22 protein-coding genes and 3 pseudogenes are annotated in these 24,675 nt (G+C 63.1%); 19 read left to right on the top strand and 6 right to left on the bottom strand.

Features of this window, described 5'->3' with window-relative positions:
• Positions 1–9 precede the first annotated feature (9 nt).
• A complete protein-coding gene (locus A2G06_10780) occupies positions 10–741 on the bottom strand; it encodes a hypothetical protein (GenBank protein ANA40688.1) in 732 nt (243 codons plus the stop codon).
• A 119-nt stretch (positions 742–860) separates the two neighbouring features.
• On the opposite strand from A2G06_10780, the gene A2G06_10775 reads away from it, so the two are divergent.
• Complete coding sequence (locus A2G06_10775; GenBank protein ID ANA40687.1) at positions 861–1,766, top strand: MBL fold metallo-hydrolase; 906 nt, start codon at positions 861–863, stop codon at positions 1,764–1,766.
• Position 1,767: 1 nt separating this feature from the next.
• Entirely contained in the window at positions 1,768–2,103 is a 336-nt protein-coding gene (locus A2G06_10770) for an HNH endonuclease (protein ANA40686.1), read from the top strand.
• A gap of 93 nt (positions 2,104–2,196) precedes the next feature.
• Here A2G06_10770 and A2G06_10765 read toward each other — a convergent pair whose 3' ends face one another.
• Entirely contained in the window at positions 2,197–3,177 is a 981-nt protein-coding gene (locus A2G06_10765) for a hypothetical protein (GenBank protein ANA40685.1), read from the bottom strand.
• 61 nt (positions 3,178–3,238) lie between these two features.
• Complete coding sequence (locus A2G06_10760; protein ID ANA40684.1) at positions 3,239–4,543, bottom strand: hypothetical protein; 1,305 nt, start codon at positions 4,541–4,543, stop codon at positions 3,239–3,241.
• A 307-nt stretch (positions 4,544–4,850) separates the two neighbouring features.
• Between A2G06_10760 and A2G06_10755 the strand changes: the two are divergent.
• The 6 genes and pseudogenes from A2G06_10755 (at position 4,851) to A2G06_10730 (ending at position 11,176) form a co-directional block, all read left to right on the top strand.
• A pseudogene (locus tag A2G06_10755) lies at positions 4,851–5,851 on the top strand (SAM-dependent methyltransferase).
• Between the two features lie 13 nt (positions 5,852–5,864).
• On the top strand, positions 5,865–7,586 hold the full coding sequence (locus A2G06_10750; protein ANA40683.1) for a thiol reductant ABC exporter subunit CydD: 1,722 nt from the start codon (positions 5,865–5,867) through the stop codon (positions 7,584–7,586).
• Positions 7,583–9,229, top strand: coding sequence for a thiol reductant ABC exporter subunit CydC (locus A2G06_10745; protein ANA40682.1), 1,647 nt, complete (start codon positions 7,583–7,585; stop codon positions 9,227–9,229). The genes A2G06_10750 and A2G06_10745 overlap by 4 nt, the downstream gene beginning before the upstream one ends.
• Before the next feature lie 59 nt (positions 9,230–9,288).
• Complete coding sequence (locus A2G06_10740; GenBank protein ANA40681.1) at positions 9,289–9,456, top strand: hypothetical protein; 168 nt, start codon at positions 9,289–9,291, stop codon at positions 9,454–9,456.
• 129 nt (positions 9,457–9,585) lie between these two features.
• Positions 9,586–9,765, top strand: a complete 180-nt coding sequence (locus tag A2G06_10735) for a DNA gyrase inhibitor (GenBank protein ID ANA40680.1) — start codon at positions 9,586–9,588, stop codon at positions 9,763–9,765.
• A gap of 10 nt (positions 9,766–9,775) precedes the next feature.
• Positions 9,776–11,176 carry a glutamate--tRNA ligase gene (locus tag A2G06_10730; GenBank protein ANA40679.1) on the top strand — a complete coding sequence of 467 codons (1,401 nt, stop codon included), beginning with the start codon at positions 9,776–9,778 and terminating at the stop codon, positions 11,174–11,176.
• A gap of 115 nt (positions 11,177–11,291) precedes the next feature.
• On the opposite strand, the gene A2G06_10725 is transcribed toward A2G06_10730, so the two are convergent.
• Positions 11,292–12,125: a two-component system response regulator gene (locus A2G06_10725; GenBank protein ANA40678.1), complete on the bottom strand. Its 834-nt coding sequence runs from the start codon at positions 12,123–12,125 to the stop codon at positions 11,292–11,294.
• 638 nt (positions 12,126–12,763) lie between these two features.
• Here A2G06_10725 and A2G06_10720 point away from each other — a divergent pair.
• From A2G06_10720 to A2G06_10675, 10 genes and pseudogenes are all read left to right on the top strand, one after another.
• Entirely contained in the window at positions 12,764–13,921 is a 1,158-nt protein-coding gene (locus tag A2G06_10720; protein ANA40677.1) for a histone deacetylase, read from the top strand.
• Complete coding sequence (locus tag A2G06_10715; GenBank protein ANA40676.1) at positions 13,899–14,768, top strand: hypothetical protein; 870 nt, start codon at positions 13,899–13,901, stop codon at positions 14,766–14,768. Before A2G06_10720 ends, A2G06_10715 begins: the two co-directional genes overlap by 23 nt.
• Entirely contained in the window at positions 14,765–15,724 is a 960-nt protein-coding gene (locus tag A2G06_10710; protein ID ANA40675.1) for a hypothetical protein, read from the top strand. Before A2G06_10715 ends, A2G06_10710 begins: the two co-directional genes overlap by 4 nt.
• A 140-nt stretch (positions 15,725–15,864) precedes the next feature.
• Complete coding sequence (locus tag A2G06_10705) at positions 15,865–16,311, top strand: hypothetical protein (protein ID ANA40674.1); 447 nt, start codon at positions 15,865–15,867, stop codon at positions 16,309–16,311.
• A gap of 108 nt (positions 16,312–16,419) precedes the next feature.
• Entirely contained in the window at positions 16,420–17,280 is an 861-nt protein-coding gene (locus A2G06_10700; protein ID ANA41657.1) for an ABC transporter ATP-binding protein, read from the top strand.
• A 42-nt stretch (positions 17,281–17,322) separates the two neighbouring features.
• Positions 17,323–18,335, top strand: a pseudogene (locus A2G06_10695) (cytochrome C).
• Between the two features lie 31 nt (positions 18,336–18,366).
• Positions 18,367–20,477: pseudogene (locus A2G06_10690) on the top strand (hypothetical protein).
• 21 nt (positions 20,478–20,498) lie between these two features.
• A complete protein-coding gene (locus A2G06_10685) occupies positions 20,499–21,461 on the top strand; it encodes an ABC transporter substrate-binding protein (GenBank protein ID ANA40673.1) in 963 nt (320 codons plus the stop codon).
• A 33-nt stretch (positions 21,462–21,494) separates the two neighbouring features.
• Positions 21,495–21,890 carry a histidine kinase gene (locus A2G06_10680; GenBank protein ID ANA40672.1) on the top strand — a complete coding sequence of 132 codons (396 nt, stop codon included), beginning with the start codon at positions 21,495–21,497 and terminating at the stop codon, positions 21,888–21,890.
• A gap of 16 nt (positions 21,891–21,906) precedes the next feature.
• Positions 21,907–22,299, top strand: coding sequence for a hypothetical protein (locus A2G06_10675; protein ANA40671.1), 393 nt, complete (start codon positions 21,907–21,909; stop codon positions 22,297–22,299).
• Positions 22,300–22,309: 10 nt separating this feature from the next.
• Here A2G06_10675 and A2G06_10670 read toward each other — a convergent pair whose 3' ends face one another.
• Positions 22,310–22,786 carry a phosphoenolpyruvate--protein phosphotransferase gene (locus A2G06_10670; GenBank protein ANA40670.1) on the bottom strand — a complete coding sequence of 159 codons (477 nt, stop codon included), beginning with the start codon at positions 22,784–22,786 and terminating at the stop codon, positions 22,310–22,312.
• A gap of 138 nt (positions 22,787–22,924) precedes the next feature.
• On the opposite strand from A2G06_10670, the gene A2G06_10665 reads away from it, so the two are divergent.
• Complete coding sequence (locus A2G06_10665) at positions 22,925–23,806, top strand: multidrug transporter (protein ID ANA40669.1); 882 nt, start codon at positions 22,925–22,927, stop codon at positions 23,804–23,806.
• Between the two features lie 122 nt (positions 23,807–23,928).
• On the opposite strand, the gene A2G06_10660 is transcribed toward A2G06_10665, so the two are convergent.
• Positions 23,929–24,675, bottom strand: a complete 747-nt coding sequence (locus A2G06_10660; protein ID ANA40668.1) for a hypothetical protein — start codon at positions 24,673–24,675, stop codon at positions 23,929–23,931.

Genomic DNA, 24,675 nt, shown 5'->3' with positions numbered 1-24,675 from the left:
CCGCCCCCCCTACTTGGAGCCGAACACGGTCTTGAGCAGGTCCGTGGTGCGGGCCGCGGGGTTGGTCCTGATTTTTTTCTCCTCTTCGCCCAGCATGGTGAAGAGACCGTCCAGGGCCTTGTCGGTCACGTAGGTGTCCAGGTCAAGGGATGTCCCGCCCGCCAGGGCCGCCAGGGGAAGGGCCTCGTACTTGCCGATCATCTCCTGGTACGCCCGGGTGGTTCCCACCTCGGACATGCTCTTGGCGATGACCGGCTTGAACTCTTCGAACAGCTTGGGGCGGGTCTTCCCTTCCAGGAACGTGGTGGCGGCCCGGTCTCCGCCGTTGAGGATCTTCTTGGCGTCGTCAAAGGTCATCTGACGGACCGCGTCGCCGAAGAGTCCCGCGGCCTTGGGCGCCGCCTTCTCGGCCGCCCGGTTCATGCTCAGAACGAATTCGTCCACCTGCTTGCGGTAGCCCAGGGTGCCGAGGACGTCGGCAGCCGTGCGGATTTTTTCCGGCAGGAGGATCTTGACCAACTGGTTACCGAAATAGCCGTCGGGCTTTGCCACGGCGTTCACTGCCCGTTCCGTGCCCGTGGCCAGTGCCTCCTTCAGTCCCTTGACCACCGTGGCGTCGTCGAGGGCGGAACCCTGCAGCAGGGGCGCGGCCCGTTGCGTCAGTTCATCGAGAAAACCGGCCCGGCACTCTCCTGCGGTCACGAGCGTTGCCAGACAGGCGAGCAGCAGCAGACGTTTCATGGGTGCCTCCTTTTCCGTACCGAGTGTGCCTCCCCATCCACGTGAAGTATGATTGGTTTTGCCGATTATGCAAGACAGGACGCACCTTCCGTCCCATTTCCATCCAGCGAGGTAGAGTTATGGCTTCCCTCACCCTTCGACACCTGGCAGGCAACACCTGGCTCATCCCCGCACCGGCCGCCATCGGCGTGTATGTGCGCGACGGACGGGCCGTGCTCATTGACAGCGGCAACGACGAGGATGCGGGACGGCAGATCCTGAAGCTCCTGAACGGCCAGGGGTGGACCCTTGACCTCATCGTCAACACCCATTCCAATGCCGACCACATCGGCGGCAACGCGTTCCTTCAGAAAAAGACCGGCTGCCGCATCGCTGCCACGGTCCCGGAGGCCGCCTTCATCGCCAATCCGATCCTTGAGCCGTCCTTCCTCTACGGCGGCTATCCCGTGAAGGCGCTGCGCAACAAGTTTCTCATGGCCAAGCCGTCCACGGTCACCGACATCATCGAAGCCACCGGCCCCATCCTCGACACGGGGTTGGAGGCGGTCACGCTGGCCGGACACTTTTTCGGCATGATCGGCATCCGCACCCCGGACGGCGTCCTCTTTGCCGCCGACAGCCTGTTTCCGGAGTCAATCCTCGCCAAGTACCCCATCTTCTACCTCTACGACGTCCGGGAGCACCTGGCGTCGCTCCGGCGGCTCCGGGAGCTGGACGCGGCCATCTATGTGCCGAGCCACGGGGCGCCTTCCCCGGAGATCGGCCCGCTGATAGAAGCCAATGAACAGCGGGTGCGCCAGACCGTTTCCTTTGTGGAGTCCTGCTGCGCGGCGCCGGCCTCCTTCGAAACGGTGCTTGAACGCGTCTGCGGGGAGTACGGCATCGTCCTCGACCCGAACCAGTACGTGCTCGTGGGGAATACCATCCGCTCCATCCTCGCCTTCCTGTCCGAAGAGGGGCGGATCGCCATGATCTTCGACGGGGGCAGGCTGCTTTGGGGCGCCGCCGAGCAACGGGAGGCGTGAGATGGGACAGTCGTTCCGACCCCGCAGGCCCGGCAAACCGCCCGTGCGCAGCGATGCCGAGCTCGATGAGATGGTGCGGCGCATGCGCGCGGAACAGTCCGGCCCCGGCAGCTACCGGGAGCAGTCGCTGAAGATCCACGGCTGGATCTGCGCCAAGTGCGGCCGGGAGTTTGAACTCAACAATCTGCACCTGCTCACGGTGCACCACCGGGACGGCAACCATCACAACAATCCCCCCGATGGCAGCAACTGGGAGAACCTCTGTGTATGGTGCCACGACGACGAGCACAGCCGCGGCGTGCTTGGGGACTATCTGGACGACCGCAGCAAAACGTGAGTAGGCAACTGCCACCTCCGGAATAAAGAAGGCCCCGGAACCCGGGGCCTTTTCTGTCTCGCAAGGTTGCGCAGGGGCAGAACCCCGGCGCCGCTATTTCCGCGCGGGAACCTGCTCGGTCTTTACCTGCTTCCACGTGGAATCGGGATCGAACAGTTCCATGGCCTCGGCCCTGCGCCGGGTGTCCTTGCCGAGATTTTTTTCGTACACCTTGCCCGCCTGATTCACGATGAAGGTCATCACCCCCGAGTTGCCGTATTCGGCGGGATAGGCAACCAGCGCAAAGCCAAGGAGCATCTTGTCCTTGATCACGTAGTGGTATGCTCCCCCGGCGGCATGCTTTCCCTGGCCCTTGAGAACCTTGAAATAGTAGCCGTGGAAGGGGGAGAGGTTGCGCTCCGGCGCATACCCTTCCTTTGCCGCCTGGGCCACCAGCGGGCCGAGGGGGCTCTGCGGCTCGCCCTCCTTCGCTTCCCAGTAGAGCCCGTCACGGTTTCCCTCCGTGCTGAAAAGCCGCTGGGCGAACTCGACCTTTCCTCCGCCGCGGCAATCCTTGCTCGCATATTCCTGTTGGGCATCCACGTATGCGTCGAGCACATCGATGACGTGCAGCTCATTCCTGCCGATCCTCCGCTTCAGGATTTCGTTCTTACCTTTCCCCACGTCAAAGGCCCAGCGGGAGCCTTTTTTTACGATGGGAATCGGCATGGTCCACTGGTCGGGGCCCACGTGCACGACTGCCGTGGTTGCCGATTTCCGCTCAAGTCGGTTCGCCTGTTCGTACGAACTGAGGAAGCGCTCCCGATCCGTCTTGTCCGCCACCTCGTCGCCCGAAGAGATCAACTCCCTGCTGCCGGGGCCCAGGATCAGCAGCAGTTCCTTCTCGTCATGCGCTCTTACGGCAGCAACGAGGGCCTTGACCGCATCGTCGGGTGAGGCGAAGGTTCTGTGCCGAACGGTTGCGGCCGTGGAGGGCGAGGCTATCAGCGACAGGAGCATGGCAACGGCTGCGATAACGGCCGCCAGGGCGAGCCGGCCGCGTGCGCCTTGATGGTGGGATGCGAACTGTTTCATGTGTCTTCTCCTCTGCGCGCAGTGGGCTCTCGGGGAACGGAACGTCCGGCAGTGGCTGGCGCTACCTGAATTCCTTCTTGCCTCCACCGCGGCCACCGCCGCCCGGCGCTCTCATTTCGCCGCCCCCTCTGCCGCCGCCGGAAGGTGCCCGCTGTCCGCTCCAGCCCCCCCTGCTGCCCCCCTGGGGCGCCGGCGTGACGCTCCGGAAGCTGGATTCGCCGCGTTTGATGGCCCGGCGTTCAAACGAACCTTCGCCCACGCCCTGGAAGGGGGTATCGCGTCTTGCCGGCTTCTGCACCTGCTCGCGCTGGGGTGGTTGCGCCTGTGGCGCGACCGTGCTGTCCCGCCGCTGGACTTGGCCGGGGCCTTTCCCCGGTTGTGGCGTGCCCGGCACGTCACGCCGCTCACGAGCCGGCTGCTGCCTGCTCTCCGGCCGGCCAGGGAATTTATCGGGGTAGCCGCGCGTTTCCGGCCTGACCGGTGCCATCCGTGGCGGCCGCTTGCCGTAGAATTCGCTCGTTCTCCTGTCCCGATAGGCCACGCCCCGCCGGTGAACGGGGTTGTGCTGCCAGACGTGGCTGACCACGTTCCCTCGATAGTAGTAGCGGTGGAACCGTCTCGTCTTGCCGATGTCCACGTAGACCCGGTGGACCGGCCAATCGAACCAGGCCCAGGCAAAGAGGTCGAAGCCGATGAAAATCCCCGGGCCGAAGCCGATATAGCCGCCCGTGACGGCGAACCCGGGCGGATAGTACCAGTAGTAGGGCGGGTAGGCGGGATACCACCAGGGGCCGTACACATACAGGGGGTTGTAGACCGGCACATAGACGATGGTCGGGTCGGCCGGTTCGATCCGGATGATTTCCTTCTCATGGATGACCTTCTGCTCGGTGGTTGTTTTGAGATTTCCCTGTTCCTCGGCCTTGCGCCTCAGTTCCTGAATGGTGGCCGTAACATCGTCCTCCTGACTCAGGAAGGCATCGCCCAGCTTCCTCGTCTGGTCGAGCTTTTCGCTCATGGCGAAAAGGACCTCCGGGAAGTGGCAGAGCGACTTGACGCTGGGATCCCAAGACTTTTCTTGGAGGGCTTTATCCAACTCTTCACCCTTAAGGCCCATGTTTTGCCGCCGCCATCGCTCCGCATCCACCACTTCAAGCGGATAGGTGGAAGCCATCAGTATCTGGGCCGTCAATGAGTCGGGGTAGAGGGCAATCGGCGCAAGCATCTGGGTCAATTCCTCTTTGCTGAATGTAGTTGCCTGCTCGGGTGCGCTCTCTTCGTCCTGCGCAAGCAAGCCGGCCGGTATCATGAGCATGACGATGATGATGCAGGCCAACCGCAGCGCTCTCGTGATTATCGATTTCATACGATCTCCTCTGGTGCCTTCCGGAGCGTCATGACCCGGTCCGGAAGCTGCCGGGCTTCGATTGAATCTCCTAAAGTATAACGGCAATTTTTTGTTGCGCATCCCTTGCCCGGCCATTTGGACAGCCGCGTGCGCACGGGCCTCCAGCGGCGGCACGGGGTGCGGCGCTGCCGCTTATCCGCCGCACGCGCACCGAAATCAGAATAAAGAATCTTGCATATTTCAGTGACGCGGGTATGTTCATTGTCATTATCCCGCGCCTGAGCCATTCACGGCCGCGGGAGACAGCTTACGACCGGAGGCACGCATGGAACCGAAAAACTGGACACCGGCAGAACTCTTGCACCTTTCGAGTGGCCACTGGAACATCGGCGCGCTCCACGCCGCAGTGAGCCTGGATGTCTTTACCCCCCTTACCGGCGGGGATATCACGGCCGGGGAACTTGCGGAGCGGCTGGGCGTCGACGGCAGGGCCCTCGCCATGCTCCTGGATGCCCTCACCGCCATGGAGCTCGTGCGCAAGCGGGGAGAGCGCTACGGGGCAGCTCCCGCCGCCTGCCGCTTTCTCTCGCAGGATTCGCCCGATTACCTGGGCCATATCATCAGCCACCACCATCACCTGGTGGCCGGGTGGGCGCGCCTGGACGAAGCGGTGCGCAGCGGCGGACCGGTTCGGCAGAGCTCGTCCCACGGCAGCGACGAATCGGCGCGGGAGAGCTTCCTGATGGGCATGTTCAACCTGGCCATGCTGTCGGCTCCGCAGGTGGTGCCCCGGATCGATCTTTCGGGACGGCAACGGCTCCTGGACCTGGGGGGCGGCCCCGGTACCTGGGCCATCCAGTTCTGTCTCCACAATGCCGGGCTTCGGGCCGTGGTCTACGACCTTCCCACCACCCGTCCCTTTGCCGAGCGGACCATTGCCCGCTTCGGCCTGGCAGACCGGGTTTCCTTCGAGGAGGGGGATTTCCTCTCCGGGCACATTCCGGGGAGGTACGACGTGGCCTGGCTCTCCCAGATTCTTCACTCCGAGGGGCCCGAAGGGTGCGCGGTCATCCTTGGAAAGGCGGTGGCGGCCCTCGAGCCCGGAGGCATCATCATGGTCCAGGAGTTTATTCTGAACGATGCCAAGGACGGGCCGCTCTTCCCGGCCCTCTTTTCCCTGAACATGCTGGTGGGGACAGCGCGGGGACAGTCCTATGCCGAAGGTGAGCTGACGGCCATGATGGCGGCAGCGGCGTGCGTGACCTGCGGCGTCTTCCCCTGGATCTCCCCAACGGTGCCGGCGTCATTGTCGGGACCGTTGCCTGAGATTCATCCCTTCATGAGTAACGACACGCCTGAGCATACCGGGCAACGACCCGAGCAGTGGCTCATGGGCGAGGCCCGGCAGGTGCGGGATCCTCTCCTGGTCGCGATAGGTTGTGCCTTCGTGGCCGGGCTGCTGGTCATCCTCCAGGCCTGGCTTCTGGCGTCGGCCTGCCATCGGGTGGTTATCGAGGGCGCCGGAGGAGAGTCGGTACTTCCCCTTGCGGCTGCCGTTGCCGCCGTGGCCCTGGCGCGGGGCGTGCTGGCCCTTGTGTCCGAACGGCGTTCCGCCGCGGCTGCGGCGCGCCTCAAGGAACGGGTGCGCAGCGCTCTCTACCGGCGGCTCCTGGCCCTGGGACCGGCCGGCAGGGCAGGGGAGGAGACCGGCCCTCTGGTGGAAGCGGTGACGGCGGGCGTGGAAGGGCTCGAACCCTACGTGGCCCGCTTTCTGCCCCACCTGGCCCTGGCGGCGCTCCTGCCGACGGCGGTCCTGTTCGTCGTGGTCCCGGCCGAGTGGCGCGCCGGCCTCGTCCTCCTCTTCTCCGCCCCATTCATTCCCCTGTTCATGGTACTCATCGGCCGGGGCTCCGAAAGCCTCAACCGGCGCCAGTGGGGCCGGCTTTCCCTGCTGGCCGGACACCTCCTCGACCTGGTGCAGGGGCTGCCGGACCTGAAACTGTTCGGCGCGGTCAAGCGCGAGGCCGAGGCCGTGGCGCGGGTTTCCGAGGAGTATCGCCAAGCGACCATGGCGGTGCTCAGGATCGCCTTTCTCTCGGCCTTTACCCTGGAGTTTTTCGCCACCGTCGGCACGGCCGTGGTGGCCGTGGTGGTGGGGTTCCGGCTCCTGGCCGGCAACTTGGGGCTCGCCGATGGCCTCTTCGTGCTGCTCCTGGCGCCGGAGTTCTACCTGCCGCTCCGGACGCTGGGGCTCTCCTACCATGCCCGAATGCAGGGGGTGGCCGCGGCCGAGCGGCTCGCCCCCCTCATGTCCCTTCCCCTGCCCCATGGCGGGATGGACGGGCTGCCCGTCCCGCCGGGAGCGCCGGCCGTCCGGTTCGAAGGGGTCGGCTTCCGCTATGGCGGCGAACGGGGCGGGGTCGAAGGGATCGACCTGGAATTGCCGGCCGGCAGCATCACGGCGCTTGCGGGAGGGAGCGGCGCGGGCAAGACCACGCTGGTCCGGCTTCTGGTGGGGCTGGCCAGGCCGGAGCAGGGGAGGATCACTGTCAACGGGGTCGACCTGGGACTCGTACAACCGGACGCCTGGCGGTCGACTATCGCCTGGGTGCCCCAACGTCCCTTTTTCTTCAGGGCGACCATTCGGGAGAACCTTCTGCTCGGCCGGCCGGATGCCTCCGATGACGATATCCGTGCCGCCCTTGATGGGGCGGCGGCAACGCCTTTCATCCGACGGCTGCCCCAGGGGCTTGAAACCTTGCTGGGCGATCGGGGCGCGGGGCTGTCCGGGGGCGAGCTGCGGCGGCTGGCCCTGGCGCGGGCGTTTGTGCGCCGGGCGACGCTCGTGGTCCTGGATGAGCCGACCGCCGGTCTCGACCCCGAAAACGAACGCCTGGTGGGCGATGCCCTGGACCGGATCGCCGCGGGAAGGACGGTGCTGGTGATTTCCCACCGTGAGGAGACCATCCGCCGGGCCGGGCGGGTGGCGGTGCTCGCGGGAGGCACCATCGAACGGGTCATGGAGCCCGAAGCGTTTCTGGCGCAGGAGGGCCCGGCGTGAGAGAGCTCTTCCGCATCCTCGCCGTGGCCCGCGGGCAGTGGCCCTGGATGACGGCCGGCATGCTCCTCGCCGTGCTCGTTATCGCCGCCAGCGCGCTTCTCATGGCCGTCTCCGGCTGGTTCATCGCCTCCATGGCCGTTGCCGGCACCACGGGCGCCGCCTTCAACTACTTTTTCCCCTCGGCCGCCATCCGGGGCCTCGCCATCCTGCGGACCGTGGGGCGCTACCTGGAGCGCTTGGCGACCCACGAGGCCGGTTTCCGGGTCCTTGCCCTCTTGCGCGTCTGGCTTTTCCGGCGGCTTGAGCCCCTGGCGCCGGCAACGCTGGAGCGGTTGGGCGGGGGAGACGTGGCCGGGAGGCTCCGGGCTGACGTGGATGCCCTGGAAAGTCTCTATCTGCGGATCATGCTCCCTCTCGCCGCCGGTGGGGTTGCAATCCTGGCTGCGACGGCTTTTGTTGCAATCTGGAGCACCTCTGCCGCCGGGGTTCTTTTTCTCGCCCTGCTGGCCGCCGGGGTGGGCCTGCCCCTGGTGGCGCGGCGACTGGCCGAGGAGCCCGGCCGCCGTTCCGCCGAACTGGCCGGCAGCCTGCGGGAAACCGTGACCGAAGGGCTGCAGGGCGGAGAGGAGCTGATCCTGCTGGGGGCGACCGAGCGTCAGGCCGCACTGGTTGACGATCTTTCGCGACGGCTGGTGGCGGAACAGGAGCGTCTGGCGGCAGGAGGAGGCATCACCCTGGCGGGAGGGATTGCCTGCGGCGGGGTCGGGGTGGCCGCGGTCCTTGCGATTGCATCCTTTCAGGTTGCCGCCGGGGAACTCGGCGGACCGTTGCTGGTGATGCTGCTGCTCTTTGCCGCGGCTGCCTTCGAGTCAGCCGGCGGAATGCCCGCTGCGCTCCAGCACCTGCCGGCCGCCCGGGAGTCGGTGCGAAGAATTCTCGAGCTGGCCGATTCTCCGCCGCCGGTGCCGGAACCTGCCGTGCCAGCGCCTCTCCCGGCATCCGCGGGGATCGCCTTCCGCAACGTCTCGTTTTCCCATGCCCCTTCCCTGCCGGTACTTCGGGACTTCAACCTGGACGTGCCCGCCGGGGGACGGGTGGCGCTCATGGGTCCCAGCGGCTCGGGCAAGAGCACCGTGGCCGACATCCTCCTTCGCTTCCGCGATTACGGGGGGAGCGTCACCCTGGGGGGAGTCGAGCTCCGTGACCTGGGAGGGGAGGCTATTCGCGGGCTGATCGCTGTGGTTCCCCAGCAGCCCCACCTCTTCAACGGCACCATCAGAGAGAATATCCTTCTGGGCAACCCGGCGGCCGAAGAGGAACAGGTGCGTCGGGCCGTCCGGGATGCTGCCCTTGCCGAGTGGGTCGACGGATTGCCCCTGGGTCTGGATACCCCGGTGGGTGAGGGGGGGAGTGCCGTGTCGGGAGGAGAGGCCCGCCGGATCGCCCTGGCCCGGGCCCTGCTGAAGGATGCGCCGGTTTTTCTGCTGGACGAGCCCACCGAAGGGCTCGACTGGACCACCGAACAACGGGTGATTGCAGCGTTGGCGAATCGGATCGGGGGGAAGACCGTGCTGATCATCTCCCACCGCCCAGCCTGCGGTGCCCTGGCTGAACGGGTGCACTATTTCTTTAAAGTTCACTGAGGTTGTGCCGATGAATCAGATAAAGAGCCGACGCGCAATCGTCCAGGGAGCCAAGGTACGTGGAAGAGCCAGTCTACCGTTTTTCCTTTCTTTCAGTGGCCCAGGTCCATTCGTTTGCCATGGACCAGCCGGTCTCCATCGTCCTGGGCCCCGACAACATGTACTGGGTTGTTCCCGACGCCATGGTGGGCGAACTCCACCGGCGGGGCTTCCAGTTCTTCCGTTGATCCCACTTTGACATTGACTGGAAACGCGCGATGGCGGTAGTATTCCGTGCTTGGGATCTGACCGACCGATACCGTACGTCCCCGGGATGCGCCTGCTCCTGGGGGTTTTTGTTTCACCGTGAGACACCGATGATCACCACTCTGAAATGCCCCCGCTGCCGAACCGAAACCGTCTGGGAGGGGAATCCCCACCGGCCGTTCTGTTCGGCACGCTGCAAGACCGTTGATCTGGCCGCCTGGGCCGACGAGGAATATCGCATCGCCGGTCCCGAGACCCCTGCCGACAACGACGAAAACGACCGAGAGTAAGGAGCACTCCATGTCCGACGTACGTCTGCGCTTCGCGCCGAGCCCCACGGGCTACCTTCACGTGGGGGGAGCGCGTACCGCTCTTTTCAATTGGCTGCTGGCCCGCAAGCAGGGCGGGACGTTCATCCTGCGCATCGAGGATACCGATGTTGCCCGCTCCACCCAGGAATCGGTGGATGCCATCCTCCAGGGGATGGAGTGGCTCGGCCTCGACTGGGATGAGGGGCCCTTCTATCAATCCGAGCGGTTTCCCGTCTACCGGGAGTTCGTGGAACGGCTCCTGGCCGAGGGAAAGGCGTACCGCTGCTACTGCACGCCCGAGGAGTTGGAGGCGCGGCGCGAACAGGCCATGAAGGAGGGACGCAAGCCCAAGTATGACGGTACCTGCCGCGAACTTGACGCTCAGGACGCCGACAGGCCCTTCGTGGTCCGTTTCAGGGCCCCCCGCGAAGGGGTGACCGCGTTCGACGATCTGATCAAAGGCCGGATCGCCTTTAACAACGAGGAACTGGACGACCTGATCATACAGCGCACCGACGGGACTCCCACCTATAACTTCGTGGTGGTAATCGACGATGCAACTATGGGGATCACCACTGTCATCCGGGGTGACGATCACATCAACAATACGCCCCGTCAGATCCTGCTCTACGAGGCCCTGGGCTATCCGGTGCCCCGCTTTGCCCACGTGCCGATGATCCTCGGCGCCGACAAGACCCGGCTTTCCAAGCGGCATGGCGCCACGAGCGTCATGGCTTACCGCGACATGGGGTTCCTGCCCGAGGCGATGGTCAATTACCTGGTGCGGCTTGGCTGGAGCCACGGGGACGAAGAGATCTTCAGCCGGCAGGACCTGGTCGAGAAGTTCACGATTGAAGCGGTGGGCAAGTCGGCTGGGGTGTTCAATCCGGACAAGCTCCTCTGGCTCAACCATCACTACATCAAGGAGAGCTCACCCGAGCGGCTCGCGGAGCTGCTGGTGCCGTTTCTCCGGGAGCGGGGGGTCGACCCCTCGGCCGGACCGAACCTTCCCCTGGTGGTCAAGACCCTCCAGGAGCGGTCGCGGACCCTCGTGGAGATGGCCGATGGCGCCCTGTTCTACTATCGGAGCGATGTCAGCTATGACGAGGAGGCCGCCGCCAAGCACCTGGTGCCGGGAACGCTGCCCCTGCTCGCCTCGCTCGCGGAGAAGCTCGACGCGTGTGCCGATTTCAGCCATTCGGGGCTCGAGGCCGCGTTCAAGGAGTTCATCGCGGAAAAGGGGATCAAGTTCGGGCAACTGGGACCGGCCGTGCGCGTTTCCCTGTGCGGCGGCACCGCTTCACCCGGTATCTACGAGGTTGTCGAGGCTCTCGGCAAGGACGAGACACTGCGGCGGTTGCGCCGGGCCGTGGCGTACCTGGAACGGTAGACCTAAGCATGTAGCGCACTGCACAAGGGGCGGCACGATCGGATTCGTGCCGCCCCTTTGGTGTCGAGAGGTCCGGCCCTTGCCCCGGCGACTTTCCGAGGCTGGGGGCAGGGTATTATTTGAACCGTTTCAGGAGATCGAAGGCCCGCCGCACACGGGTCACGATCCGTATGGGCTGGACCGGCTTGGCGATGAAGTCGATGAAGCCGGCCTCCAGGGCCCGCTGCTCGTCCTCGCCGGTAGCCTTGGAGGTAAGGAGGATCATGGGGGTGTCGGCGATCAGGGGGTTTGCCCGTACCGCCCGCATGAGACTGAATCCATCCATGCGGGGCATGACCGAGTCGCAGATGATCAGGTCGGGCTTTTCCGCCACGGCGGTTTTGAGCCCTTCCACCCCATCGCCGGCCAGCAGGACGTCGTATCCTTCCTTGTGCAGGGCCACCTGGATTATCGTGGCCACCGGCGGCGTGTCCTCAACCACCAGAATCTTCTGACGCTGGGAATCCTTGGCTTTGCCGTGCAGGTAGTGCTTTTCGATCGCAGTCAGCAGTTCCTGGCGGGTGGCCAGGACCGGGATGATCTGTACCCCGTTTTTTTTGCCCAAAAAATCGATCGTTTCTACGTCGAAGGGGTCATTGATGGCGAGCGCCAGCATGTTGTCCTTCTGCTTGATGGGAAACACCTGCTTTTGTACCGCGATGTCCTGGGGCACAAGCGCGAGCAGCTCGGGAGGGAACGCATAGTCCGCGAAATCTCTTACCGTCTTGAAGGCGAACTGCTTGGAGAGGGCGTCGATCAGTTCGTCGCCGTTAATGACCCCCATCTCTTCCAGGATCTGGCCGAGGCGCTTGCCGCTCCCCTTTTGCCGATCAAGGGCCCGCTCAAGGGTCTTTACCGTGATGATCCCCGCATCCACGAGAAGATCGCCCAACTGCTTCTTGTCCGGCATGTATGCTCTCCATTGCGTTTGTGGTAGTGATCTTGCGGTCCGACCACTACTATGACACACTTTGCACCGTATACCAACCGCTTGATATCACACCGGTTGCGGTGTGACCCTTGGCCGGCGTATGCGCACTCGCCTGTCGCATGTGTATCCCATGGTAATCAAATCGGCCGGTAATGAGAATACTTTAGAGTTGTTGTCAAAAAATCCGGGGGGTTGTCGTGGGGAAACAGGAGGCGCAGGCGGGGGCTTTTGTTCGATATGTCAGGCAGGATTAACGCACATGATCCTCAGGATAGGTGCCTGTCTGGTGAACTGGGCAGTCGGTGCCGGCGCGGGTGACAGAGAAGCCATCCAGTGGTCTGCGGTCATGCCAGCCGTTGGGGCTCTGCCTTCGATGGCACTCTCTCTGCAAAACCGATAATGGTTTGAAATCACAGGAAATGGCTGTATTCGAATGCACCATTGGATGTTCGCCCTGGCCAACCCTTCGGCAAGGCTGCCTCACATAATGGCGTCCGTTCTGCGGTACGCTCCGACCGCTGGGGAAAATAGGGGTTGACGGGGGAACGTCTACATTGTAAATTCGCGTGGTTAAAAGAAATTGAGGTTTCTTGCGTCTTTTTGTCACGGGAATCCTATTGCCAGCCAGAACAGCCCTCATATACTCGAACGATTTCGCCCGGTTCAGCTATGGCGACGACCATCCGTTCAAGATTCAGCGTTTTCTCCTCGCCTTCGAGCTCATGCGCGCCTATGGCCTCATGGAGCTTCCGGACGCCAGCACCCTCGACTGTCCCCGGGCCACGGAAGAGGCGCTGCTCACCTTTCACTCCCCCGACTATCTCGATCGTCTCAGGGAATTCAGCGAGTCGGACGATGCCCGCGCTGATTTCCGGTACGGTCTCGGCGATCTGGACAACCCGGTTTTCCGGGGGCTCTACGACTGGGCCCGGCTGGGTGCCGGAGGGACCATCGAGGCGGCCCGGCTGGTTGCCGAGGAGGGCTACGACATCGCCTTCAACCTCGCGGGGGGGTGGCATCATGCCCATCGGGCCAAGGCCTCGGGATTTTCCTATCTGAACGACGCGGTCGTGGCCATCAACCTGCTCCTGGAAAAGGGCCTGCGGGTGGCGTACCTCGATATCGACGCCCACCACGGCGACGGCGTGCAGGAAGCGTTCTACGATACGGACCGGGTCCTGACCATTTCGATTCACGAGAGCGGCATGTACTTTTTCCCCGGCACCGGTTTCGAGGGGGAAACCGGCACCGGCGCGGGCACGGGGTATTCGGTCAATATCCCGCTTGTGGCCCACGCCGACGATGCGCTTTTCATGAAGGCCTTCGACGAAGTGGCGTTTCCGCTTCTCGCCGCCTATAATCCCGATGTCCTCGTGACCCAACTGGGCGCCGACACCTTCCGTACCGATCCCCTCACGCGGCTTGAGGTGACGACTCACAGCTACACCTATATTCTGCGCAAGCTCAAGGCGCTCGGCATTCCCTGGGTTGCCGTGGGAGGGGGCGGATACAACCTGGTCAACGTGGCCAGGGCCTGGACCCTTGCCTGGGGTGTGATGAACGGGGTCGAGCTGCCGCCGCGGCTGCCGGATTCGTTCGTGTCGATTATCGGCCGGCTCGGCTATCCCAACAGGATGCTCCTCGATGCCATGCACTGGGCCCAGGAGGACGACCGCAACCAGGCCCTGGATGCGGTGGAGCACAGCATAGCCCTCATCCGGAAGACGATTTTCCCGGTGATCATCGGTTCCTATGGCGAGACTTCCGGGGAATGAACCGCTGGTGGCGGCTTCGGGCCGCGAGCTCCATACCCTGCGCGAGATCAATGGTCTCGGCCAGGCGGAGCGCGACCGGATTTACGCCGGCCTGATTCCGCCCCGGCTGTTCGAACTGCTCGGAATGTCGCACGAAACCCTCAGGGGGGCCGACGGGCTCGGCAGGGTGCGGATCATCGCCCCGGAGGGAATCGGCCTGGTGCGGATCGAGGTGAGGGCACGGCCCGATGACCGGGACACGGTCTTCTTTCTGGAACTGGCCGATACCCCGTACCGGCAGATGGAGCTGGCCTTCTGCATCATTGCCGACCCGCATGCCCCGCGTTTCGATGTGGACAGGGATGCCGAAGGGCGGTCCAACTATTTCGCCTCCCAGGGGCGGAACGTTCCCGAGGAGATCCGTGCCATGGCTGCGGGGTTGTTCCCGAACCAGACGCGTCACGGGCTCAATCTGTTCGGCGAGTTCTTTCCCCGGTTCGAGCGGTTTGTGGATGCCCTCGGCGTGGAAATGATCGCGGCGGAGCCCCTGACCTACGACAATGCAATCCGGTACGAGAAGTACGGCTTCGACTATGTCACGGGCAAGCGACTCATGCTGGAGATCGACCGGGAATTCAGGCCCGGCGGAATTCTCCACCAGCGGCTCGACGGCTCGACGCCATTCCGGCTGCCCGGCGCCGAACGGACGGTGCGGGGGCGGAGCTGGGCCATCCACGACGGCATCATGGACGAGCCGTGGGACGACGTGCGCATCTATAAGATGATCGGCATCCATGCGGGAGTCGATACCTTTCCCGACCGGCAGAACGACCCCGCTGGCGAAACACGAGGAGGAGTACGACTATGAGTGCGCAGGTGCAGGACCTGACTCCCATCAAGGGAGTCACCTACTACTATCCCCCCCTTGACGCGGTGCTCGTCTTCAAGGACGGCGCGGCCGAGATTCCCTATGGCGGGCTGCCGGTCCCCCTTCTGGAGGAGGATTACGCCTCCCTCGACGGAGAGCCCTCCTATGATGCGGTGGGCAGGGGCGTCTACCAGGCCCTGCGGACCAACCCGGACTGCATCCACTGCGCGGCCTATGCGACGCTGCTGCGGGACGCCTACCCCCACTACCTGGCGGAGCTGGCCAGCCACGCCATCATGCTGGACAGCAAGGATGTGGAGGTCCCTTACATCGACCGGAAGATCGCCAGCCTCAAGGTCCTCTCCCTCCTCGAACCCGGCAATGGGGGGCTTCCCCTGGAGATCGGCCGTGCCTATCTTGACCGGGGACTGCGGCTTTCGGCGCTTCACATGTCCACGGTCAGCATCTACCGGGCCGAGCACTTCCTGCGGCGCGCCCTGGAACTGAAGCCGGGGGACGGCAGAGCGCTCCGCCTGCTGGGGGAGGTCTGCTACCTGCTGGGGAAATACGAAGAGGCTGCCTCCTGCTGGCGCGATACCCTTGATCCGGCCGATGCCGATGAAGCGGAGCGTTTCCGGGTACGGCTTGCCCGAATCAGCGAGGGGCGGCTCCCCCTCATTGCCCCGGTGGATTACCTGGAGGCCATCGGAGCCGCCTTTGCCTGTTTTCACGCCGGCGGCTACGAGGAAGCCGTCGCCATTCTCCAGGACGTGCTCATGGACGGGATCTTCTGCGCCGAGTTTCCCATTGCCGACATCCACTGCGTCATTGGCAAGAGCTTCATGCACCTGGACATGCCGCGTTATGCCGAGGAGTCGTTCCGCGCCGCGCTTCAGCTCGATCCGGCCCACGAGGAGTCGCTTGCCTGCCTCAGGAAGGCCACGGGGGAGGAATAGGATATGTTTGGCTTCAGTATTGCAGACTGGATCTTCATCGCGCTGGTCATGGCCACGATTTTCGCCTGTGTCGCCATTAGCGACATGCGCCGCCCGAAGCGCTGAAGCAATTCAGCCGGATCACCCGGAAAGGCCGCCAAATGACCGAAGATCAGGAACTGGAAATGGAATCGCGCCCCCTCGGCCTCGTGCTGCTGACCGGGCTCTATCTCTTTTTCTTCATCGTCACGGCCACCAGTTACGGTAATCCCTTCCCCTTCCTGGGGAGGATATACGTGGGCACGGCGGCCAAGGCAATCGTGTTCGTTGACAGCCTCATCTGCCTCTATCTCTTTCTGGGGATCCACAAGAGACAACTGCTGACCTGGTATTGCCTGATCGGCTACAACCTCTTCGAGGTGGTGAACACCATCGTCAACCTGAACATGATTTCCACTGCCGAGCTGGAACGGATTATTGGAGAGCCGATCGACAAGGAAGCCCTGGTGGTCAACAACATCGCCAGCGCCCTGGCGATCCTGCTGTTAACGCAGTACATTTACCGGCACCGCTCGTTTTTTACCAACCGGCGTCGCTATCTTTTTTAATGTGAGCGCGAAGCGGCCCTGAACACCGCTGTTGAGGCACGACCGCGCCTCTGGTATCATGCCGGCCACTATCGCGCGAGGAATAATACCGTGGTTTTTGTTTCACAGATGGATTCGGCACACGATGGCGAAGGGCTCTTTCATAAGCTGATGCACGGTCTTGCCCCCTCCTTTTTCCAGAAAGAGGGGTGCGATTGCCGGGTTGACCTGACCGATACCCGCGGGGTTTCCATCCGGATCGAGAACCTCAACAAGCACTTCGGCGAGAAACATGTCCTGAAGGATGTCAATCTGGCCATCAACGCGGGGGAGACCTTCTGCATCATCGGTCCGTCCGGAACCGGCAAGAGCGTTCTCCTGCGCCATATCGTCAAGCTGGAGCGACCTGACAGCGGAGAGATTTTCATCGACGGCCATCCGGTCTTCGTCAACAGGGGAAAGGATACGCCGAGCGACTACCGCTACAGCATGGTGTTCCAGTCGTCGGCCCTGTTCAACTCCCTGACCGTGGGCGAGAACGTGGGGCTCTGGCTGCGCGAGAAGCGTATCTGCAAGGAACAGCGCATCCGGGAGATCATCCGCGAAAAGCTGGCCATGGTGGGGCTGGAGAATACCGAGCAGCTCAAGACGTCGGAGCTGTCGGGCGGCATGAAGAAACGGGTCGCCATTGCCCGGTCCCTGGCCATGAACCCCGACCTCATCCTGTATGACGAGCCGACGGCGGAGCTGGATCCCGTGACCACCGACGAACTGGCGAACACCATCCTGAGGCTGAAGGAAACGACGAAAAACACCACCATAATCGTGACTCACGATCTGAACTTCGCCCTTTATGTCTCAGACCGCATCGCCATGATGCACGACGGCGGGATCGTCGACGTGGGCACCCCCGCCGAGATAAAGGCAAGCCAGAACCCGATTGTGAGGGGGTTCATCTACACGACCACCAAGGGGATCAAGGGCGAATGACCGCGTGACCGCGTCTGGCGTTTCGCCCACAGGGGAAGATCCATGAGAGGATACGGAAAAGCGTTTGTTGCATTGAGTGCCACACTGGTCGCCGGCGTCTCGTTCCTCGCGGGCTGTGCCGCGCTTAAGCAGGACCGTCCGCTCCTGCCGGTCAGGGAGTATGAGCGGATGATCGTCGGGCGGCTCGATGCGGAGTACGTGGGGACCGACAACTGTGTGGCCCGCTGCCACAAACATGAGAAGATAACCGACGATTTCCGCCACAGCGTCCACGGGGAGCAAATCCGCCCCGAAACAGGCCTCCCCCTGGTCAACTGCGAATCATGCCACGGCCCGGGAAGCCTGGCCATCGAGAAAGTCGGGGAGGACGTGGAGTACAATGACGAACACAAGGTCAAGTGCGACACCGGCAAGCTCCTCGATATCAAGAACCTGCATACCCCCGCCCAATCGCTCATCTGCCTCAAATGTCATACCGCCGCGTCAACGCCGAGTCTTGCCCACTGGAACACCGGCGTTCATGCCCTGAACGACGTCGGATGCTTCGACTGTCACAAGCTTCACCAGGCTCCCAGCAGAAGGTAAGCCGGGAGGAGATGGCGGAGATGTGCTACGGCTGCCATCCCCAGGTGAAGGCCGAAGCCCAGCTCTTTTCACACCATCCGCTCCGGGAGAGGAAAATGGCGTGCACCGACTGCCACGAACCCCACGGCTCCACCCAGGAGCACCTGCTGCGGGGCAACACGGTCAAGGAGATGTGCACCCGCTGCCACATGGACAAACAGGGCCCCTTTGCCTTCGAGCATGGCGACGTGACCGAGAACTGCTCCACCTGCCACACTCCCCACGGCTCGGTCAGCAACCATCTTCTGAACGCGGCCATGCCGTTCCTGTGTCTCCAGTGCCATTCGGGACATTTCTACACCCTCGACGCGGACCCGGCGACTGCGTCCCAGAACAGGCGGCTTTTCGCCAGCCGCTGTACCGACTGCCATTCACAGATCCATGGAACCGACATGCCTTCCGCCGAAGGGCGTGCCTGGTTCCTGCAGTGAGTTGCCGACAACTGTGCCAAGGAGTTGACCCGTGAAGGAACTCGTGAGGCTAAGAGCAACGCTGGCGGCGGCGTTCGTGCTGCTTGCGGCGGCAATTCCGGCCGGTGCCGGAGGCGAGGAGCTGGCTGTGGCGGCAGAGCCGGAGGAACTCTCCTACACTGCCGCTGTTCCGCTGGAGAGTGTCACGGAAGAAGGCGAGTACGTCGAGGTGCCCCTTGAGGAGGTTGACGTCCGCACGCGGGAGATTGTCGATCTTTCCGCCGGCTACCGGTTTGTCGATGTCAGCCGCGAGGGGCGCCGGGCCGCGGAATACGATCGTCTCCGGTCGAGCGGGGCGGGGCGGTTCACCGCCGGATCCGTGGGCAGGGATCTCAAGCTGGTCGTTGAGGGCGAATACCTTAATACCAAGGACTACAACGCGTCCCTGCTGTTTGACTACAAGGGGTACTACCGGCTGAACCTACGGACCGAGGCGCTCTACCACAACCTTGACCATGAAACGCCGCACGTTCCCATCGCGACCGACCTGAACCCTGCTGACGAGTACGGCATGTACGTGCGGCAGGACAGCGTCAATTTCCGTTATAAATTCCACGACTATCCCATTCACCTCAATCTCGGCCACTGGATGCTGGTACGCGACGGCTACTCCCAGCTTCGTTTCTCCGATTACGGCTTCGACGAGTCGCCCGACCCGGCCGACCTGGATGCAAACAACCAGGACCGGCGCAACAGGCTCCTGTTCCGGACCCGTCCCGTCAAGAACCACACCCAGGAGGGGACCATCGGCTTTGACGCCCACCTGGGACCGGTCAATATCCTCTACACCTTCCTGATCAGGCAACTGGACGACGGCATCGCGCCGCCGGGCTTCCAGTTTGCGCCCCGCTATGGCGAAAACGGCGCCCTGATCCGCAGCGCCGGGCTCCTCCAGCACAACACCACCCCGGAGAGCCGCTACTACTCCCATACCGCCAAGCTCTACACGTCGCTTACGGGGGGGATCATCGGGTCCGCCTCCTATTCGTACGGCAAAAGGGACAACCAGTCGTCGCTCACGACCGTGGCCGGGGCCGACCAGACCTCCAACACCCTGCAGAATGTGGCCGGAGATTTCGTCTATACCCCCTGTCAATGGTTTTCGTTTTCGGTGAAGTACCGGCACCAGGAGATCGACCGGGACACGCCGTCCGTCGTTCAGGTCCCCTCGCTGTCGAACCCGGTTGTGGGTGTCCGGTCGGGCATGGACACGCGGCGCGATGTGGTGTCGGCCAACTTTTCCCTCCGTCCGAACACCATCCTGACCGTTAACGGCGAGTATCGGGGCGACTTCCTGCAGCGGTCGAACACCGGCACGGACGTTGACCGCTGGCGCCTGCCCGATACCACCTCCTCAAACCGCGGCACGATGACCCTGCTGTATCGCCCGTTCAAGGGGATGCGCCTGCGGGCGCTGTACGCCTACACGGCCACCGACAGCCCGTCCTACGGCACCGAGCTGAAAACCGCCATGAGGGGAACATCCTGGCCTCCTACACCATGGCCGGGCGCTGGGGGATCTCCGCCAGTTACAAGATCGTCCGTGAAAACAACGATCACGTCACGCAGGACGTCACTACGTTCGACGATCCGCCGTTGCACGGAACCCTGACCCTGCCGCGCGATCGCCGTTCGGTCCACGGGGCGGCGAGTGTCTGGTTCGCACCCCTTGAGCCCCTCATGGTGAGCGTCAGCGCAGGATACCTCCGGGACCACTCCGATCAGGCCATCCTCCTGTCCCGCTTTCTCCTCGGCGGATACGCGGGAACCCAGTACACTTCCGAGGCACAGATTGTATCATTGAACGCATCCTACCGGTTCACGGAGCGGGTCGACCTTTTCTTGGCGCTCCAGCAGGTGCGCTCACTCTCCGACTTCAAGCCCGAAGATACCACGGCCGACGGGATATCAACCTTCCTGATCAGGGATGTGTCGCGAGCCAAGACCATCGAGAACTCGCTCTCCGCGCGGGTCAATTACCATCTCTCGCGACTGGTTTCCTGCGGCCTCGACTATTCCTATCGGGATTACGACAATAAACTCTCTTCCCTGTACGAGGGGAATGTGCATCAGGTGACCGCTCTTGTGAGGGCGAAGTGGTAGCGGGATGACCGGAACCGAGTAATGGCGTTCAGAAAACCGTTCATAGCACTCGCGTGCATGCTCTGCCTCTGTTGCGGCGCGTCGTCGGCGTTCGCGGCGGGCAAGCTGGTGGCTGCCGTTCTGACCAGCGACATGGAGCGTTACCGTGATGCATACCGTTCGTTCCTCAAGGCCCTGGCGGCAAGGGGGTATGAGGAGGGGGCCGTGGAAGTGGTAACGCAGACGCCCAACCCCGATCCCATCTCCTGGGCGAACAGTGTGCGGAAATTCGATGCCATCAAGCCCGATCTTCTCGTGACGTTCGGCGCTCCCGCCACCCTTGCCGCCAAGCAGGAAACCAGCGGCATTCCCGTTGTGTTCGTGGACGTCTACGGGCCGGTCGAAACCGGCATCTCGCGCAGCATGTCCCAGACGGGGGGAAGCCTTTGCGGAGTCAGTTCCAAGGTGCCCGTGGCAACCCTCATCAGGGCCATGGGCGATATCCGGCCCATCAGGGTGCTGGGCGTTCTCTACAATACCCGGGAAGCCGGCTCCATCCTCCAGCTCAAGGAGGTCAAGCGTGTGGCTGCCCAGCAGGGGTTCGCGGTTGTCGAGGCGAACGTTCCGTCCGCCGCGGGGCTCGATACGGCGCTTACCTATCTGCTCGGCCGCGCTGACTGCCTTTTTGTCTCCGAGAGTTCGGTGATCGGCAAGGGGTTCGACCGCATCGTCCGGAAAGCCACGGACGCACGGGTGGCGGTCATCTCTCTTACGCCAGGCTCTTCTGAGCGGGGGGCGCTGGTTTCCCTCGAAATCAGCCCGACCGAACAGGGGCAACTGGCGGCGGATTACGCATCCAAGATACTTTCCGGCCGAAGGCCGGGAGAGTTCCCCGTTTACACGCCGCGCAAGGTTGACTTGGTGCTCAACATGGGAGTTGCCAGAACGCTGGATCTCCATGTACCATTCAAAGCACTGAGCGCAGCCACACGAGTGATCAAGTAGGGAGCAGCCGTGGCGCTCCCTTTGAGGTAGTTGATGGGAAACATCCTGATCGTTGATGATGACAGATCGTTTTCGCAGTTTCTGAAAAAGTACATCCGGCAGTGCTTTCCCGCGCTGCGCGTGCATACCTGCTCTGATCCCGTCCGGGCCCTCGGACTCATCAGGAAGGGGGATGTGGATCTCCTCCTCGTGGATTACGAGATGCCGGTCATGGATGGGGAAAAGGTGGTTCGCTATGCCTGCCAGGTGGGCATGGACCGGAACAGGATCATCGTCTTGTCGAGCCGTGATGCGGACTACCTGCACCAGCACTTTCCCCTGGGAACCTGCCTGGCGGTCATGAACAAGTACGAGGCCGGCCAGAAGGCAGTGCTCGACATGGTATTGGGATCACTGCAGCGCAAGACGTCGGAAGCGGTATGCCGGTGACGAAGGAGGCCATGGGATGGCTGGCAAGGAGATAACGGTCATTTTCTATCAACAGAACCACGTGAGGGACAACTGGAAGGTCGATTTGCAGGGACCCGAGTCGCAACGGTTTTTCGGCACGCTGGCCGACGATCTCTCCCGTAGCGGGGTTATTCTCAAACGGGCGGTCAACGACGGTTTCACCATCGACATCAACAGTTACAACGATCTGCTCAACGCGGTCCGGATATCGTCCCCGACCGACGGCTTTGCCAACGTGTGCGTTGGCCACGTGATCGGCCAGAGCCCGAATCTCGACCTGCTGGACGATATCAGGCGCGCCGTGACCCGCATTGCCTTTGCCCCGGAAACCGTCCCTCCCGAGGACCATAACCGCAAGGTCTGCCACAACTGCGGCTGCGGTTGCTGACACAGCCCTTTCAGGGTAGCACGGCAGGGAGGATTTCCGCCGTGACGGTATCGCCGTTCATGGTTACAACGGCATAGGTGAGGGTGCCGGCACCGCGCTTCAGGCAGCCCGGATTGACGTAGAGGATGCCGTCGATTGCTTCGACGCAGGCAACGTGGGTATGCCCGAAGAGGACCACTGCCGCGTCAACGGCCGCGGCCCGCTCCCGGAGCCGTTCAAGGCCCGATTTGACGTGGTAGGCGTCCCCATGGGTCAGGAGGAAGCGCCGGCCGGCCAGTTCCAGCGATGCCTCACGGGGGTGGGCAGGGGAGCAGTCGCAGTTACCCTGGACTTTGATGATGGTTTTTCCCGTGGCATCCTCAAGGAAGTCGGCATCCTGGAGCTCGTCGCCCAGATGGACCACGTGGCCGGCATCTTCGTGCAGGTCGAGGATGCTCAGTGCCAGGCTCTGATTGCCGTGGGTATCGGAGAGGACCACGATTTTCATACTGTTCATTCTAGCAGAGCGCCACTGAACGCCTCAACAGGAATAGTGGGAACACCCGCTCATGGTGAAGCGCCCAAGCACTGATCACGGAAAGCGACGCCAGTTTCTCCGGCGCGGAGCGGACCCGACGGACCATTCATGACCAGGAAACATGTTCTTATTACCGGGGTAACCCTGGTTGCACTGATCATCCTCTTCACGTTTTCGGTGCAGGTGGCGCGGATTCTCATGGGAGACATGACGGCCGCAACCATCGGCGACGGGGTTGGTTACGCGGAGGTGAAGGGGCCCATCATCGATTCCCAGGAGACCGTCAAGCAGCTCGACGACCTGCGCAAGAAGAGCAGCGTCAAGGCGGTGGTGCTGAGGGTCGAGTCGCCGGGCGGGGTCATCGGTCCGTCCCAGGAGATCTACGCCGCGGTCAAGCGGCTGGCCGCCACCAAGAAGGTGGTGGTTTCCATGGGGAGCGTGGCGGCCTCGGGCGGCTACCACGTCGCCGTGCCCGCGGCCGTGATCTATGCCAATCCGGGTACCATCACCGGCAGCATCGGCGTGCTCATGAAGCTTTCGAACATCGAAGGGCTCATGGACAAGGTGGGACTCAAGGCCTTCACCCTCAAGAGCGGCAAGTTCAAGGACTCGGGCTCCCCCGTGCGGAAGCTCACCGAGGAGGAACGGGCCGTTCTCCAGGGGGTTATCGACAACCTTCACGATCAGTTCGTGCGGGCCGTGGCAGAGGGAAGAAAGCTGCCGGTCGAGGAGGTGCGGCGGCTTGCCGACGGTCGCGTCTACACCGGCGAGCAGGCCCTGCGCCTGAAGCTCGTGGACCGGCTCGGCACGCTGCACGATGCCGTGATGGAGGCGGGGCGTCTGGCGGGGATCGAGGGGGAGCCAACCCTGATCATTCCCCCGAAAAAGCGGAAGCTGCTGCGGGACATGCTGTTCGGCGAGGTGGCCGAGGCGGTGCGCGGGTCGGTGCGTAAGGGGGAGGGGCTTAGCTTCAGCTACGAGCTGGAGTGAGCCGCCCCTCTCTGATTCCATGAAAAGAGGGATGCCGCCATCGGGCGGCATCCCTCTTTTCATTTCCAGGAGAATTATCCTCTATTCGACAGTCGAACACTGTCGTTTTCAGGATTGCCACGTCAGCGCGGCATGGGGCAGTAGAGGGTGCCGTAGGGGCGCCTGCTCCGGGGTAGGACTTTCACGAACTCTTCCGCAATCACTTCGCTGAAGTCGATGTCGAAGTCCGCACAGTAGTCCTTCAGGTAGCGCTCCAGTTCGGCGCGGTCGCCATCGGTCAGTTCGAAGACCCCGACCTCGCGGGAGAGCTTCGACTCGTCCACGCCGCCCCGCACGAAGATCGTGCCGCCGTGCATGCCGGTGCCGAACCGGAAGCCGTGCTTCGGCTTTTCCGGGTCATCCGTGAACATGCCGAGCAGTACCAGTACCCCGCCTGCCATGTACTCGCCGAAAAAGTCACCCGCCTTGCCGCCGGCAATGAGCACGGGCTTGTTCTCGTTATAGGACTTCATGTGGATGCCGACCCGGTAGCCCACGTCCTTGCGGATGTGGACCCGTCCGCCGCGCATGCCGTAGCCCAGGACGTCGCCCGCGTGGCCGTGCACGATGACCTTACCCGCATTCATGGTGTTGCCGATGTTGTCCTGGCCGTTGTCGTTGACAACCACGGTGGCGCCGTTCATGAACGCTGCCAGGTCGTTGCCGGGAACGCCGTTGATGATGATTTTTACCGGCTTGTTGATCCCGTCGCCGATGAAATACTGCCCGTTCACGTTGTCGAGCACGATCTCCGATGCTCCGGCCGCCACCGCCTCGCGTACTTTCCGGTTCAGATCCCGGTAGTAAAGACCCTGTGCGTTAATGTTCAT

The organism is Geobacter anodireducens (genome assembly GCA_001628815.1).
Taxonomy (GTDB): domain Bacteria; phylum Desulfobacterota; class Desulfuromonadia; order Geobacterales; family Geobacteraceae; genus Geobacter; species Geobacter anodireducens.
This window is presented reverse-complemented; position numbering and strand designations above follow the sequence as displayed.

Bases quoted from the DNA above. Each gene is read 5' to 3' on its own strand.
- A2G06_10700 (ANA41657.1), top strand. From the start codon at position 16,420: ATGGATTCGGCACACGATGGCGAAGGGCTCTTTCATAAGCTGATGCAC.
- A2G06_10715 (ANA40676.1), top strand. From the start codon at position 13,899: ATGGCGAGACTTCCGGGGAATGAACCGCTGGTGGCGGCTTCGGGCCGC.
- A2G06_10730 (ANA40679.1), top strand. From the start codon at position 9,776: ATGTCCGACGTACGTCTGCGCTTCGCGCCGAGCCCCACGGGCTACCTT.
- A2G06_10670 (ANA40670.1), bottom strand. From the start codon at position 22,786: ATGAAAATCGTGGTCCTCTCCGATACCCACGGCAATCAGAGCCTGGCA.
- A2G06_10735 (ANA40680.1), top strand. From the start codon at position 9,586: ATGATCACCACTCTGAAATGCCCCCGCTGCCGAACCGAAACCGTCTGG.
- A2G06_10665 (ANA40669.1), top strand. From the start codon at position 22,925: ATGACCAGGAAACATGTTCTTATTACCGGGGTAACCCTGGTTGCACTG.
- A2G06_10680 (ANA40672.1), top strand. From the start codon at position 21,495: ATGGGAAACATCCTGATCGTTGATGATGACAGATCGTTTTCGCAGTTT.
- A2G06_10710 (ANA40675.1), top strand. From the start codon at position 14,765: ATGAGTGCGCAGGTGCAGGACCTGACTCCCATCAAGGGAGTCACCTAC.
- A2G06_10675 (ANA40671.1), top strand. From the start codon at position 21,907: ATGGCTGGCAAGGAGATAACGGTCATTTTCTATCAACAGAACCACGTG.
- A2G06_10765 (ANA40685.1), bottom strand. From the start codon at position 3,177: ATGAAACAGTTCGCATCCCACCATCAAGGCGCACGCGGCCGGCTCGCC.
- A2G06_10770 (ANA40686.1), top strand. From the start codon at position 1,768: ATGGGACAGTCGTTCCGACCCCGCAGGCCCGGCAAACCGCCCGTGCGC.
- A2G06_10685 (ANA40673.1), top strand. From the start codon at position 20,499: ATGGCGTTCAGAAAACCGTTCATAGCACTCGCGTGCATGCTCTGCCTC.
- A2G06_10660 (ANA40668.1), bottom strand. From the start codon at position 24,675: ATGAACATTAACGCACAGGGTCTTTACTACCGGGATCTGAACCGGAAA.
- A2G06_10725 (ANA40678.1), bottom strand. From the start codon at position 12,125: ATGCCGGACAAGAAGCAGTTGGGCGATCTTCTCGTGGATGCGGGGATC.
- A2G06_10760 (ANA40684.1), bottom strand. From the start codon at position 4,543: ATGAAATCGATAATCACGAGAGCGCTGCGGTTGGCCTGCATCATCATC.
- A2G06_10705 (ANA40674.1), top strand. From the start codon at position 15,865: ATGACCGAAGATCAGGAACTGGAAATGGAATCGCGCCCCCTCGGCCTC.
- A2G06_10780 (ANA40688.1), bottom strand. From the start codon at position 741: ATGAAACGTCTGCTGCTGCTCGCCTGTCTGGCAACGCTCGTGACCGCA.
- A2G06_10775 (ANA40687.1), top strand. From the start codon at position 861: ATGGCTTCCCTCACCCTTCGACACCTGGCAGGCAACACCTGGCTCATC.
- A2G06_10750 (ANA40683.1), top strand. From the start codon at position 5,865: ATGAGTAACGACACGCCTGAGCATACCGGGCAACGACCCGAGCAGTGG.